This window comes from Streptomyces sp. NPDC006259, from assembly GCF_042870975.1.
Classification (GTDB): domain Bacteria; phylum Actinomycetota; class Actinomycetes; order Streptomycetales; family Streptomycetaceae; genus Streptomyces.
This window is the reverse complement of the sequence record NZ_JBIAHY010000001.1, coordinates 73,713-87,061: the sequence shown is the minus strand read 5'-3', so window position 1 is coordinate 87,061 and position 13,349 is coordinate 73,713. Positions and strand designations below refer to the sequence as shown.

The window sequence follows — 13,349 nt, the reverse complement described above, 5'->3', positions numbered from 1 at the left end:
CGGCCGGGGATGCCGCCTCAGGCCGAGGTCAACGGGCCGATGCGGTACAGGACTTCGGGGTCGTGCGGGCCGTCCGGGAACAGGTCCGTGCCGAACAGGACCTCCCGGGTGACGTCCGCGCCGTGCCGGGCGGCGTAGGAGGTGAACAGCCGCTCCGAGGCGGTGTTGCCCGGCGTGATCGTGGTCTCGACGGTGGCGAGGGGGTGCTCGGCGGCGACCCGGTCGGTCAGCGCGTCGAGCAGCGTGGCGGCCAGGCCCCGGCCGCGGTACGCGTCGTCGACCGCCACCTGCCAGACGAGCAGCGTCTCGGGTGCCTCGGGGCGGATGTACCCGGTGACGAAACCGACCGGTTCGCCGTCCTCGGCGCGCGCCACCGCCGAGGTGGCGGCGAAGTCCCGGCACCACAGCAGATAGCTGTAGGACGAGTTCAGATCGAGGGTCCCGGATTCTTTCGCGATACGCCAGAGAGCGGCCCCGTCCGCCACCGAAGGGCGGTCGATCCGCAGGTCTGCTTGTGTGGCAGTCATGCGGATTGAACTTACCGAGCGGCTTTCGGAAATGCATGGAGAGGTGACGGCGGTTTGGTGATGCACCCGTGATCGGGTTCCGTTATGCCCGCTTATGCACCGCCCATAAGCGGGCATAACGTCCCGTCTGTGCAATGCGTCACGCGTACGCAATGCGCTCCGAAATCTCTGCGTTTGGGCGCGGGAGATCCGGGCAGAAGAACTCGGGAAGCCATTCGTGGAATAGGTGAGGAAAAGGCAACGAGAAAGCGGCTTCGGAATTACTTCTAATTCAACGGCCGGTAACCCCGTCGATGCGCTCCCGCGGAATGCTCGCGTGGCCGGGGTGCCGGTCGCGCGAATCCGGCGGTCCCCACCGCCACGGTCCCGCCGGTCCCCACCGCCACCCTCCGTCGGTCGCACCGGGTCCCCACCGCCACCGTCCGTCGGTCGCACCGGTCCGGCGACCCTCACCGCCAGGCCTGCTCCGCGGCCCGCAGTGCGCCCGTCAGGTCCACGTCCAGGCCCCTCTCCGCGAGCGCCGAGCCCAGTGCCGTCAGGCTGCCCCGGACCGCGCCGGGCGTCGCGTCCGCCCCGTAGTGGTTGACCCGGATCATCTCCTTCGCCAGCGCACCCCCGCCCGCGGCCAGCGGCAGCGCCGGGTCGCTCGCCAGCGCCCGGGCCACCAGCTCCGAGGCGACGACACCCGACGGCGTCCGCAGCGTCGTGGCGACGGGCGCCGCCTCGCGCGCCTCGCGGACGTACGGCTCCAGGCCGCCCCCCAGCGCCAGGACACCCGCGCGGGTCGCCGCGGCGGCGGACGCGTGCCGGGCCGTCACCGTCTCCAGCCCCTCCGCCTCGATGCGTTCCAGGCACGCCTCGAGCGCCAGCATCTCCAGCTGCGCCGGCGCGTGCAGCAGCGCCTTGCGGCCGCCGTCGACCCACCGCTCCTTCCAGTCCAGCAGCGACAGGTAGGAGCGGCGCGGCGCCTTCTGGTTCGCCGCCATCCGGGCCCACGCCCGCTCGCTGACCGACACCGCCGAAACGCCGGCCGGCCCGCCCATCGCCTTCTGCGCGCCGATCACGCACAGGTCGACGCCCCAGGCGTCCGGCAGCACGGGCTCGGCGCCGACCGAGGCCACGGCGTCCAGGTAGAACAGGGCGCCGTGCTCCTTCACCACCTCGCCGATCTCCGCGACCGGGTTGGTGTTGCCGGTGGCCGCCTCGGCGTGCACCAACGACACGAAGTCGATCCCCGGGTGCTCGGCGAAGGCGGCGCGGATCCGCTCGGCGGTGACCGCCGTGTGGAAGGGCACCGCCAGATCGATCACCGTGGCGCCGCAGTCGCGCAGCCAGTCCCCGAAGGTCTGCCCGTACGGGCCGGTGATCACGTTCAGCGCGGTGGTGTCCGGCCCGGCCGTCCCGCGGATCGCACCCTCCAGCGGCAGCAGCGCCTCGCCCTGCGTGATCACGACGTCCTGCCGGGTGTCCAGCAGCCGTGCCACCCGGTCCTCGACGGAGGCGAACCGGGCGGCGGTCAGCGGAGCGAGATCAAGGAAGGGGTGATTCACGGCGGTGCTCTCTTCACTCACGGGGTAAGGGTGACGAGAGTAACCGGCGTGATCCCGACCCCCCGGACCGGCGACTTCTCAGTCCGAAGGGCCTCGCTGTCAACGGTTTGATTTGAGAGCCTCAAACTTCTCCTTATAATCGGAACCTACAGTTCTCCCACAGGAAGGCCCGCCGTGAACACGCTCCTCGGGCGTCGCACCCGTGTCCTGGCCGCCACCATCGCTACGGCCGGGCTCATGCTCGTGGCCGCCTGTACCTCAAGCGACGACGGCGGCAGCGGCTCGAAGACCGCCGCGGGCGGTGTGGAGCTGGTCAAGGCGGGTCAGCTCACCACCTGCACCCACCTGCCCTACCCGCCGTTCCAGTCGGAGATCGACGGCAAGGTGCAGGGCTTCGACGTCTCCGTGATCGATCTGGTCGCCAAGGACCTCGGCGTGAAGCAGGAAGTCCTCGACACGCCGTTCGAGAACTTCAAGACCGGCGCCTTCCTCAACTCCGGCGAGTGCGACCTGGCCGCGGCCGGCATGACCATCACCGAGGAGCGCAAGAAGAACGTCGACTTCTCCGACCCGTACTTCGACGCCACCCAGGCCGTCCTGGTGAACAAGGACGCCGGGGTGAACTCCCTCGCGGAGATCAAGTCCAAGAACGTCAAGCTCGGCGCGCAGGCGCAGACCACGGGCGAGGACTACGTGACGAAGCAGGGCTTCGACCCGGTCTCCTTCGAGTCCTCCGACGCCGTCCTCAACGGCCTGCGCACCGGCCAGGTCAAGGCCGTCGTCATCGACTACCCGGTCGTCCAGGGCTGGCTGAAGGACAAGGCCAACGCGGACGCCTTCGAGGTCGTCGACAACCTCAACACCGGTGAGCAGTACGGCTTCACGGTGAAGAAGGGCAACACGAAGCTGGTCGGGGCCATCAACAAGGCGATCGCCGACGCCAAGGCCGACGGCACGTACAAGAAGCTCTACGAGCAGTGGATCGGCCCGTACGACGCGTCCGCGGCCTCCCCGTCCGCCTCATGAGTGACACCACCGAGCTTGAGGCCCCGCCCCGCAGGAAAGGGCTGAGGAGGAGCCAGAAGCGCAGGCTGTCGCGCGGCGTCCAGTACGTGGTCTTCGTCGCCGCCCTGGTCGCCTTCGCGGCGTCGGCGGACTGGGACCGGTTGCAGAACCAGTTCGCGCAGGCGGACATCGCCCGACAGATGTTCCCGGACGTCATCACGCTGGCGCTGAAGAACACCGTGCTCTACACCCTGTCCGGCTTCGTCGTCGGACTCGCCCTCGGCATGGTCGTCGCACTGATGCGGCTGTCCTCCGTCGGCCCCTACCGCTGGCTCGCCGGCATCTACATCGAGATCTTCCGCGGCCTGCCCGCCCTGCTGATCTTCATCTTCATCGGCGTCGCCGTGCCACTGGCCTTCCCGGGCACGGAGATCGTCGGCGGCACCTACGGCAAGGTCGCCCTGGCCCTCGGCCTGGTGGCGGCGGCGTACATGGCGGAGACGATCCGCGCGGGCATCCAGGCGGTGCCCAAGGGGCAGATGGAGGCGGCCCGGTCGCTGGGCTTCTCGCCCGCCCGCGCCATGATCTCGATCATCATCCCGCAGGCGTTCCGCATCATCCTCCCGCCGCTCACCAACGAACTCGTGCTCCTGTTCAAGGACTCCTCGCTGGTGCTGTTCCTCGGCGTCACCCTGGAGGAGCGCGAACTGTCCAAGTACGGCCGCGACCTGGCCAGTACGACCGCCAACTCCACACCGATCCTCGTCGCCGGCCTGTGCTACCTGCTGGTGACGATCCCGCTCGGCTTCGTCGTGCGCCGTATGGAGGCCAAGGCCCAGGAGGCCGTGAAATGAGCCGACCGGAGATCGAAGTCCGCGGTCTGCACAAGTCGTTCGGCGACAACGAGGTGCTGCGCGGCATCGACCTGGAGATCGGCCAGGGCGAGGTCGTCTGCGTGATCGGCCCGTCCGGCTCGGGCAAGTCGACGCTGCTGCGCTGCGTGAACCTCCTGGAGGAGCCCACCGAAGGGCAGGTGGTGGTCGGCGGCGTCGAACTGACCGACCCGGACGTCGACATCGACGCCGCCCGGCGCCGTGTCGGCATGGTCTTCCAGCAGTTCAACCTCTTCCCGCATCTGACGGTGACCGAGAACCTGACGCTGCCGCAGCGCCGGGTGCTCCGGCGCGGCAAGGCCGAGGCGGGCCGTGTCGCCGCCGAGAACCTGGAGCGGGTCGGCCTGTCGGAGAAGGCGACCGCCTACCCGTCCTCCCTCTCCGGCGGCCAGCAGCAGCGTGTGGCCATCGCCCGCGCACTGGCCATGGGCCCCCAGGTGATGCTCTTCGACGAGCCCACGTCGGCACTCGATCCGGAACTGGTCGGCGACGTCCTCGCGGTCATGCGGATGCTCGCGCAGGAGGGCATGACCATGATGGTCGTCACCCACGAGATGAGCTTCGCCCGCGAGGTGGCCGACCGGGTCGTCTTCATGGACGGCGGAGTGATCGTCGAGGACGGCGCGCCCGCACAGGTCATCGGCGCCCCCCGCCACGAGCGCACCCGCCACTTCCTCTCCCGCCTCCTCGACCCGGCGATGGCCGAGGTGGAGGAGACCTCGGACCGGGTGGGCGGCGACGCCTGACTAAGGTGCCGTGCATGAGCGACGACACGGTGCTGCACGTGAAGGGCAGGGTCCTCACCGGACCGGGCGAGGACGAGGTCCGTGACGAGTTGTGGGTGATCGACGGACGCGTCTCCCACGACCGCCCCGCCGGCGCCCGTGACATCCGCACGGTGGCCGGCTGGGCGCTGCCCGGCCTGGTCGACGCCCACTGCCATGTCGGCCTCGGCGCCCACGGGCCGGTCGACGCCGACGTCGCCGAGAAGCAGGCGCTCACCGACCGCGACGCCGGGGCCCTGCTGATCCGCGACGCCGGCTCGCCCTCCGACACCCGCTGGGTCGACGACCGCGACGACCTCCCGAAGATCATCCGGGCGGGCCGGCACATCGCCCGCACCCGCCGCTACCTCCGCGGCTACGCCCACGAGACCGAGCCGGACGGCCTCGTCGCCCACGTCGCCCGGGAGGCCCGCCGCGGCGACGGCTGGGTGAAACTGGTGGGCGACTGGATCGACCGCGAGGCGGGCGACCTGACGGCCTGCTGGCCGAGGGACGTGGTGGAGGCGGCGATCACCGAGGCCCACCGTCTGGGCGCCCGGGTGACGGCCCACTGCTTCGCCGAGTCCTCGCTCCGCGACCTGGTCGAAGCGGGCATCGACTGCGTCGAGCACGCCACGGGCCTCACCGACGATCTGCTCCCCCTGTTCGCCTCCCGCGGCGTCGCGATCGTCCCGACCCTGGTCAACATCGCGACGTTCCCGCAGCTCGCGGACGCGGGCGAGGCCAAGTACCCCACCTGGTCCGCCCACATGCGCCGCCTCCACGCCCGCCGCTACGACACCGTCCGCAACGCCTACGACGCCGGCATCCCGGTCTTCGTCGGCACCGACGCGGGCGGCACCCTGCCCCACGGCCTGGTCGCCGCGGAGGTCGCGGAACTGGTCAGGGCCGGCATCCCCCCGCTGTCGGCCCTGGCCGCGACGACCTGGTCCGCCCGCACCTGGCTCGGCCGCCCCAACCTGACCGAGGGCGCCCCGGCCGACCTCGTGGTCTACGAACAGGATCCCCGGGCGGACGTACGGGTGCTGGCGGCGCCGTCACGAGTGGTGCTCAACGGGCGGATCGTGGGCTGAACCGATCGAAGGCGTGTGCGGATGCGCCACGTTGGGGTGAACTCGGGTGAGCGCGCTGTCGAACGGGCGGCGGTGCGACATCCTTTCGACGTCCCAAGCAGTCTCTCTGGGGGTCCCCCACCTTGAACGGCTACACCTTCCGCATGCCCGCACGCCGGTGCGCCACCGTACTGGCCGCCACCGCCCTCGCCGCCGGTCCCGCGACGCTGGCCGGCGCACCCACCGCGCACGCGACCGAGGAAGGGAACGCCAGTGCCGTGGTGCTGCGCACCGCCCTCGACGTCGCCCTGCTCGACAAGACCGTCGACCTGCCCCTCGCCGCCTCCCTGAACGAGGTACGCGCGCCGCGCAGCGCCGAGAGGACCGCGCTGACCGTCGAACTCGACGGCGTCGACGGCGGCCGTCCCGTCAACGTGCTGCGCGCGGACGTGGCCGAGTCGCGGGCGACGGTCGAGGGGGGCAGGGCCGAGGCCTTTGCCCGCCTCGCCCACGCCGAGCTGCACGTGCCCGGCCTGCCTCTCCTCTCCCTCGTCGAGATCGAGGCCGTCTCCTCCAAGGCCGTCTGCGAGGCGGGGAAGGCCCCGGTCGCCACCTCCAGCCCGATCGGCGCGGTCACCGTCCTCGGCAAGCGGGTCTCCCTGTCGGCCGGCGGGCCCACCGACGTGAAGGTGCCGGGCGTCGGCGAGGTCCGGCTGGAGTTCGGGCAACGCGAGACGACGTCCCGCACGGCCGCCGCGACCGCGCTCCGGCTGACGGTCGCCATCGACCCGGCGAACCTCAACGTCGCCGAGGTCACGGGCACGGTGACCCTCGCCGGGGCGGCCTGTGAGACGCCGGCGGCGCGGAGCGAGGAGGCTCCGTCGAGTGCCGGGCCCGTCCAGGACGCCGCGCCCGTCGGGGACGTCGAGGACGTCGAGGCACAGGGCGCCCCCGCGCAGTCCGGCCTCGCGGAGACCGGCGGCAGCTCGACGACGCCGTACGTCGCGGGCGGCGCGGTGGTCCTGCTGGCGGCGGGTGCGGGAGCGGTGGTCCGGACGCGACGCCGGGGCTGAGGTCCGCAGGACCGGGGCGCGGGAAGGGGCGCCGGGAGCGAGACACGCCCCCCGGGCGTCACCCCGCCCCCACCACCACCCCGACCGCGCGCAGAAACCCGTCCACCGTGTCCCGGTCCCGCACGGCGATCCGCAGCCACTCCTCACCCAGCCCCGGAAACGTGTCCCCGCGCCGCACCGCGTACCCGAGAGCACGCAGCTCCCGCCGCACCGCCCCCGCCCCGGGCACCCGCACCAACACGAACGGCCCCTGAGCGGGAGCGGCCACCCGCACCCCGTACCCCGCGAACTCCGCGAGCCCGTCGACGAGATACCCCCGATCGGCAGCCACACGGCGCGCCGCACGCTCCGCCTCCTCGAGCGCCGGAGGCGACACGCACGCCTCCGCCGCCGCCAGCGCGGGCGTGGACACCGGCCACAGCGGCTGGGCCCGCTCCAGCTCACGGATGATCCCCGGCGCGGCGAGGACGTAGCCGACACGCAGCCCCGCCAGCCCCCACGTCTTCGTCAGGCTGCGCAGCACGACCAGGCCCGGCACGTCCGTCCGCCCGGCCAGGGCCTCCCGCTCGCCCGGCACCGCGTCCATGAACGCCTCGTCGACGACCAGGGTCCGCCCGTGCCGGGCGAGCCCGGCGATCGTGGCGGCGGGGTGCAGCACCGACGTCGGATTCGTCGGGTTGCCGATCACCACCAGGTCGGCGTCCTCGGGGACGGCCGCCGGATCGAGCCGGAAGCCGTCCTCCTCCCGCAGCAGCACCCGGTCGACGCTGTGCCCGGCGTCCCGCAGCGCGGCCTCCGGCTCCGTGAACTGGGGATGCACCACGACGGGCCGGCGCACCTTCAGGGCGCGGGCCAGCAGCACGAAGGCCTCCGCCGCGCCCGCCGTCAGCAGCACCCGCTCCACGGACAGCCCGTGCCGCGCCGCCACCGCCGCCCGCGCGGCCCGCCCGTCGGGATAGGCGGCGAGTCCGGTCAGGGACGCGGCGATGTGCTCGCGCAGCCACGCGGGCGGCGTGTCCGCGCGCACGTTGACGGCGAGGTCCACCAGCGCCGAGCCGTCGTCGCGTACCTCCGCGTCACCGTGGTGGCGCAGATCGTGCCCGTCAGTGTGCATGGGAATGCGCGTGCCCTCCGTGATGGTGGCCGTGACCGTGGTCGTGCCCCTCGTCGTCGGGGTGGAAGTGCGGCTGCTGCGGCAGCCCCACCTTGTCCTCGAAGCCGGGCAGCGCGATGCGGTACACACAGGAGTCGCAGTTCATCCGCAGATCGCCCTCGACGGCCTCCGCGTACCGTTCCATCACCAGGTCCAGCAGCTCCGGCTCGGGCCCGATGACGTCCGCCGACCGCACCTCTACCTCCGGGTGCGCGGCCGCCCAGTCCCGCGTCTGGTCCCGTACCCGGTCCGGCAGGATCCCGGTGAACAGGAAGTAGGGCAGGACGACGATCCGCCGCGCGCCGAGCCTCACACACCGCTCGAGGCCGCTCGGCACGTCCGGCGCCGCCAGCGACACGAACGCGGTCTCCACACCGGCGTACCCGCGCCCCTCCCACAGCAGCCGGGCCGCCTTGTACACCTCGGCGTTGGCGTCCGGGTCCGTCGACCCGCGCCCCACCAGGAGCACGGTCACGTCGGCCCGGTCCCCGGGCGTGCGCCCCGCCGTGCCCAGCGCCTCCTCGAGCCGCCGCTCCAGCACGTTCAGCAACGCCGGGTGCGGGCCCAGCGGGCGGCCGTACGTGTAGGAGATCCCCGGGTGCCGCTCCTTCTCACGGGCCAGCGCCGCCGGAATGTCCCCCTTGGCGTGCCCCGCGGACACCAGCATCAGCGGTACGGCCGCGAACCGCCGTACGCCGCGCTCCACCAGCTCCGTCACCGCCTCGCCCAGCGGCGGCGGGGACAGCTCGATGAAACCGCCCGCGACGGGCAGTTCGGGGTGGCGGCGGCCCAACTCCCGGACGAAGTCGCGGAACGCCTCGGCTCCGGCGTCGTCGCGGGTGCCATGGCCGGCGATGAGCAGGGCGGGCGGCGGGGTGGTCACAGTTTCTCCTCGGGGTGCGCGTCGGGGTGCGAAAGGGGGGTGTACAGCAGGGCGTTGAGCGCGGCGGCGGCGACCGCCGAACCGCCCTTCTCGGAGACGTTGCTCACGGCGGGCAGGCCGCTCTCGCGCAGCGCGGCCTTGGACTCCGCCGCACCGACGAAACCGACGGGCAGGCCGATGACGAGCGCGGGGGAGACGTCGAGGGCGAGCAGCTCCTCCAGGGCCGTCGGCGCGCAGCCGATCACCCAGAGGGCACCGGGCCCGACCTGCTCGTACGCCAGCCGGACCGCGTGCGCGGAACGGGTCAGCCCAGGGCCGGCCACGGCGTCCTTGAGCCGGCAGACGGTCTCCCGCCGGGTGATGCCGGCGGCCACCATCTCCACGTCCACGACGACCGGCGCCCCGGCGTGCAGCGCGGCGTGCGCCTTCTCCAGCGTGCTCTCGTCCATGACGAGGTCGTCGGCGTACTCCAGGTCGGCGGCGGAGTGGATGACCCGCTCCACCACCGCCCGCGTCAGCGGCGCGAGGTGCGAGGTGTCGAGGCGGGCGCGCAGCCGCCGGAAGGACTCCTGCTCGATCGGGTGGACCACACGGTTCACTTGGGCTCCTCCTGCCAGCGGTAGCCGCGCGGCGTCACCATGCGGCCCGCGATGTCCCGGGTCGCGGTGTTGCCCACCGTCACGACCGTCATCATGTCCACCGTCGCCGGGTCGAGCAGCGCGAGCGTCGTCACCCGCGCGGTCCCGTCCGGCCGGGAGGCGTTGCGCACGACACCCACCGGCGTCGTCGGCTCCCGGTGCCCGGCGAGGATGGCGAGCGCCTTCGGCAGCTGCCAGTCCCGGCCCCGGCTGCGCGGGTTGTAGAACGTCACCACCAGGTCCGCCTCGGCCGCCGCCCGCACCCGCCGCTCGATGACCTCCCACGGCGTGTGCAGGTCGGACAGGCTGATCGACACGTGGTCGTGGCCCAGCGGCGCGCCCAGGATCGCCGCGGCGGCCAGCGCGGCGGTCACCCCCGGCACGCCCACCACGTCGATGTCGTCGGACGCCTCGGCGAGCGCGGGCGAGGCCATGGCGTACACGCCGGCGTCCCCGCTGCCGATCAGCGCGACGGCGTGCCCGCGCCGGGCCTCGGCGACGGCCGTGCGCGCCCGCTCCTCCTCCGCGCCGAGCCCGGACTCCAGGATCCGGGTGCCGGGCCGCAGCAGGTCACGGATCTGGTCGACGTACTGGTCGAGCCCGACGAGCACCGAGGCGCGCCGCAGTTCGGCCCTCGCGCGCGGCGTGAGCAGGTCGCGGGCGCCGGGCCCGAGCCCGACCACCGCCAGCCGGCCGCGAACGGGCCGCCGTACCACGGCACAGGTCGCCGTCGCCGGGACATCCGCCGACCTGCGCTTGGGTACGAGGAGTTCACCGCCGCCGACCAGGGCGGCCGCCTCGGCGACCGAGGGCGTGCCGACGGCGGCGAGCGGCGCGGCGGACGGGTTCGGCACCTCCACGCCGGCCAGCTCCTCGGCGGAGTACGTCACGACGGGCACCCCGAGCCGGGCCGCGGCCCGCACGATGCCCGGCTCGTCCGCCTTGGCCTCGACGGTGGCCAGTCCGGCGACACTGCGGGGGGACAGCCCCGCGTCCCGCAGGGCGCCCTCGATCATGTCGAGGATCTCCCCGGCCGGCGCCCCCCGGGACGCGCCGACGCCGACGACCAGGGACGGCGGACGCAGCAGCACCTCGCGGTCACCGGGCTCCACGGCCCGGTCCGTCAGACGCACCGTGTAGGCGCCCCGCCCGGCGAACGGCACCGGCGGCAGCGGCCACGCCACCTCCGCGTCCAGCGCGACCGGCTCCCCGTCCAGCAGGGCCCGCGTCACGCCCGCGACATCGCCCTCCACGGGCAGCCCGAGGGTGTCCAGACCGGGGATGCCGACGGCGTCCGTAGCCGTCGTCACCACGGGCACCGCGCCCAGCCACTCGCCCACCTCGCCGGCGAGTGCGTTGGCGCCGCCCGCGTGCCCGCCGACCAGCGGGACCGCGAACCGGCCCGCCTCGTCGACGCACACCACACCCGGATCGGACGCCTTGTCGGACAGCAGGGGCGCCACGAGCCGTACCACCGCGCCCGCCGCCAGGAAGCACACCAGCTGCTCGCACTCGGCGAACGCCCGCCGGACGGCGTCCCCGACGGGACCGTCGTACACGCGCGTGCGGTCCGGCCACGCCGCGGCCAGCCGGTCGCGTGCCGCCGCCCCCGCCGCGGTGGCGGAAATGAGGCCGATCACTGAGTGACTCCTTCTTCAGGGACGGGGGTTCTGGACCCCCACAGCAGAAACACGGGATTGGTCGCCGCCAGCCGGGTCACGTCCCCCGGCAGCGGCGCCAGCCGCGAGGACTGGAGCAGTACGCCGTCCACGGCGAACCCGGCGTCCGTGAGCGCGGCCCGCGCCGTCGGCACCCGGTCCAGCGCGGCCATCGCGACGACCACGGTCCGCCGGGCCCGACGCGCGCACGCGCCGACGATGGCGGGCAGTTCCCGCCCGCCGCCGCCGACGAACACCGCGTCGGGATCGTCGAGTCCGTCGAGCGCGTCCGGCGCGCTGCCGTGCACCACGTGGACGTCGACCTGGTGCGCGGTGGCGTTGGCGCGGATCCGGCCGACACCGTCCGCGGTCTTCTCCACGGCGCTGACGGCGGCGCCCAGCCGCGCGCACTCCACGGCCACCGACCCCGAGCCGGCGCCCACGTCCCAGACCAGGTCACCGGGGCGCGGCCCGAGCCGGGCCAGGGCCAGCGCCCGCACCTCGAACTTGGTGATCATCGAGTCGCGGTGGGCGAAGTCGCCCTCGTCCAGCGCCCACCCGGCGGGCCGGCGCGCCGGCCCCGCGAGCGTCCGCACCGGACCCGGCGTCCGCGCCTCGTCCAGACAGAGGACGACACTCACCGCGGGCCCCCAGTCGCGGGCCGCCGCCTCGGCGGGCGTGACCCGCTCCACGCGTTCACGCGCCGGGTCGCCCAGCGCGGACGCGACGACGAGCACCCGGCCGGGAGCGGTCCCGGCCAGCGCGGCACCCAGCTCGGCGGGCCCGGCACCGGGCCCGGTCAGCACGGCCACCTTCGGATACGCCCGGCACACCTGGACGGCCGTCCGCGGGTCCCGCCCGTGGGCACTGACGACGACGGCGTCCTCCCAGGTCAGCCCCAGCCGAGCGAAGGCCGTGGCGACCGAGGACACCCCCGGCACCACCTCCAGCCGCTCCGCCCCGAACCGCTCGGCGAGCGCCCGCACGATCCCGAAGAACCCGGGGTCGCCCGACGCCAGCACCACCACCCGCCGTCCGTCGGCGACGTACCTCTCGACGGCGTCCAGCGCGGACGCCAGCGGCCCGAGCACGATCCGCTCCACGCCCTCCGGCAGCGCCACGGCGTCCAGATGCCGCCGCCCGCCGACGACGAGGTCCGCGCCCGCCGTCACCTCCGCGGGAACGGGCGCCCCGGTCCCCGCGCCGACGACGGTGATCGGACGGCTCACGTACTGGCACCCCGCTCGCGCAGGGCCCTGCGGGCCTCGGGGTCGGCCTTGCGGTAGCCGTGGAAGTGACCGGGGTGGTACAGGTGCGAGCGGGTGCCGTGCGCGGCGAGCGCCGGTCCGACCAGGAACAGCGTGTGCTTCCACAGCTTGTGCTCCTTGACCGTCTCCTCCAGCGTCTCGATCGTGCACCGCACGATCAGCTCCTCCGGCCAGGTGGCCTGGTGGGCGATGACGACGGGCGTCGACGTCGGGTAGCCGCCCTCCAGCAGCTCCCGCACCAGCTGCCCGCTGCGCGCGGCCGACAGGAAGACCGCCATGGTCGTGCCGTGCTTGGCGAACTCCCGCACCTCCTCGCCGGGCGGCATCGGCGTCTTGCCGCCGCCGAGCCGGGTGAGGATCACCGACTGCGCGACCTCCGGGATCGTCAGCTCGCGCCGGGCGAGCGCGGCGACCGCGGAGAAGGAGGACACCCCGGGCACGATCTCGGTGTCGATGCCGATCTCGTCGCAGCGGTCCACCTGCTCCTGCGTACCGCCCCAGAGGGCGGGGTCGCCGGAGTGGATCCTGGCCACCTTCATGCCGTCCCGCCGGGCCCGCCGGTAGACGGCGACGACGTCCTCCAGGGACATGGTCGCCGAGTCGAGGATCTCCGCGTCCTCGCGCGCGTGCTCCAGGACCTCCGCCTGCACCAGGCTCGCGGCCCAGATCACGACGTCGGCCTCGGCGATGGCGCGCGCGGCACGAAAGGTCAGCAGGTCGGCGGCGCCGGGACCGGCGCCGACGAAGGTCACCTTGCCGGTGGGGGCGTCGGTCATGGGTTCGGGTCCTCTCATGACGGGGTGGGGTGTGGGACGTGACACGGGTGATGGCGAAGGTGCGTGGCCGGGGCCCGATCGGATACCA

The 13,349-nt window shown here is 73.5% G+C and carries 13 protein-coding genes; 5 read left to right on the top strand and 8 right to left on the bottom strand.

Features of this window, described 5'->3' with window-relative positions; translation table 11 throughout:
• Positions 1-17: 17 nt before the first annotated feature.
• Complete coding sequence (ectA, locus tag ACFYO5_RS00420) at positions 18-527, bottom strand: diaminobutyrate acetyltransferase (RefSeq protein ID WP_388702572.1); 510 nt, start codon at positions 525-527, stop codon at positions 18-20.
• A gap of 449 nt (positions 528-976) precedes the next feature.
• Positions 977-2,077, bottom strand: coding sequence for a pyridoxal-phosphate-dependent aminotransferase family protein (locus ACFYO5_RS00415; RefSeq protein WP_388704658.1), 1,101 nt, complete (start codon positions 2,075-2,077; stop codon positions 977-979).
• Positions 2,078-2,251: 174 nt separating this feature from the next.
• Between ACFYO5_RS00415 and ACFYO5_RS00410 the strand changes: the two genes are divergently transcribed.
• From ACFYO5_RS00410 to ACFYO5_RS00390, 5 genes are all read left to right on the top strand, one after another.
• The gene (locus ACFYO5_RS00410) at positions 2,252-3,103 is read left to right on the top strand and encodes a transporter substrate-binding domain-containing protein (RefSeq protein WP_388702570.1); all 852 of its coding nucleotides are present in this window, start codon (positions 2,252-2,254) and stop codon (positions 3,101-3,103) included.
• Entirely contained in the window at positions 3,100-3,936 is an 837-nt protein-coding gene (locus ACFYO5_RS00405; RefSeq protein WP_356568140.1) for an amino acid ABC transporter permease, read from the top strand. The genes ACFYO5_RS00410 and ACFYO5_RS00405 overlap by 4 nt, the downstream gene beginning before the upstream one ends.
• Entirely contained in the window at positions 3,933-4,721 is a 789-nt protein-coding gene (locus ACFYO5_RS00400; RefSeq protein ID WP_356568142.1) for an amino acid ABC transporter ATP-binding protein, read from the top strand. The genes ACFYO5_RS00405 and ACFYO5_RS00400 overlap by 4 nt, the downstream gene beginning before the upstream one ends.
• Positions 4,722-4,735: 14 nt before the next feature.
• A complete protein-coding gene (locus tag ACFYO5_RS00395; RefSeq protein ID WP_388702567.1) occupies positions 4,736-5,833 on the top strand; it encodes an amidohydrolase family protein in 1,098 nt (365 codons plus the stop codon).
• A gap of 122 nt (positions 5,834-5,955) precedes the next feature.
• Positions 5,956-6,885 carry an SCO1860 family LAETG-anchored protein gene (locus ACFYO5_RS00390; protein ID WP_388702565.1) on the top strand — a complete coding sequence of 310 codons (930 nt, stop codon included), beginning with the start codon at positions 5,956-5,958 and terminating at the stop codon, positions 6,883-6,885.
• A gap of 58 nt (positions 6,886-6,943) precedes the next feature.
• Here ACFYO5_RS00390 and cobC read toward each other — a convergent pair whose 3' ends face one another.
• Genes cobC through cobM form a run of 6 tightly spaced genes read right to left on the bottom strand, consistent with a single transcriptional unit; the run spans position 6,944 to position 13,261 of the window.
• A complete protein-coding gene (gene cobC, locus ACFYO5_RS00385) occupies positions 6,944-7,999 on the bottom strand; it encodes an Rv2231c family pyridoxal phosphate-dependent protein CobC (RefSeq protein WP_388702563.1) in 1,056 nt (351 codons plus the stop codon).
• Positions 7,989-8,921 (bottom strand): sirohydrochlorin chelatase, encoded by a 933-nt coding sequence (locus ACFYO5_RS00380; protein WP_388702561.1) that lies wholly within the window; start codon positions 8,919-8,921, stop codon positions 7,989-7,991. The genes cobC and ACFYO5_RS00380 overlap by 11 nt, the downstream gene beginning before the upstream one ends.
• Complete coding sequence (locus ACFYO5_RS00375) at positions 8,918-9,520, bottom strand: precorrin-8X methylmutase (protein ID WP_388702559.1); 603 nt, start codon at positions 9,518-9,520, stop codon at positions 8,918-8,920. Before ACFYO5_RS00375 ends, ACFYO5_RS00380 begins: the two co-directional genes overlap by 4 nt.
• Positions 9,517-11,199, bottom strand: coding sequence for a precorrin-3B C(17)-methyltransferase (cobJ, locus tag ACFYO5_RS00370; protein ID WP_356568154.1), 1,683 nt, complete (start codon positions 11,197-11,199; stop codon positions 9,517-9,519). Before cobJ ends, ACFYO5_RS00375 begins: the two co-directional genes overlap by 4 nt.
• Positions 11,196-12,446 carry a precorrin-6y C5,15-methyltransferase (decarboxylating) subunit CbiE gene (gene cbiE, locus ACFYO5_RS00365; RefSeq protein ID WP_388702556.1) on the bottom strand — a complete coding sequence of 417 codons (1,251 nt, stop codon included), beginning with the start codon at positions 12,444-12,446 and terminating at the stop codon, positions 11,196-11,198. The genes cobJ and cbiE overlap by 4 nt, the downstream gene beginning before the upstream one ends.
• Positions 12,443-13,261, bottom strand: a complete 819-nt coding sequence (cobM, locus tag ACFYO5_RS00360) for a precorrin-4 C(11)-methyltransferase (protein ID WP_388702554.1) — start codon at positions 13,259-13,261, stop codon at positions 12,443-12,445. Before cobM ends, cbiE begins: the two co-directional genes overlap by 4 nt.
• Positions 13,262-13,349: the final 88 nt, after the last annotated feature.